We start from the raw sequence: 259 nt of genomic DNA, 5'->3' as shown, positions 1-259 counted from the left end.
CATTTTGAGCCGATTTCGGTCATTATTGCCCTGTTTTTTGCGGTTTATCTGCATTTTCCTGCCCTACAGGCGCAATACGGCCATGCGTTTTATGTTCCACGCCAGGCAGACCAGACTCCATTCTCCTTGAACCTGACGCAGGCCGCGCAAGGAGAACTGCCGGAATCCCATCACCGATTTGATAATCCCGAAGACCGGTTCTACCGTTTGTTTGCGCAGACGGTAAACGCTTCGGCCTGCCTGCGTCTTCAGACGATGT

General features: G+C 52.5%; 1 protein-coding gene. It reads right to left on the bottom strand.

All coding sequences use genetic code 11. From position 1 onward, the window contains the following. Positions 1 to 63 precede the first annotated feature (63 nt). Positions 64 to 259 (bottom strand): transposase (locus tag HAP95_RS00010; protein ID WP_215882431.1); only part of this gene is annotated, 196 nt, incomplete at its 5' end.

This window comes from Acidithiobacillus sulfurivorans (assembly GCF_018853815.1).
GTDB classification, from domain to species: domain Bacteria; phylum Pseudomonadota; class Gammaproteobacteria; order Acidithiobacillales; family Acidithiobacillaceae; genus Acidithiobacillus; species Acidithiobacillus sulfurivorans.
This window is presented reverse-complemented; position numbering and strand designations above follow the sequence as displayed.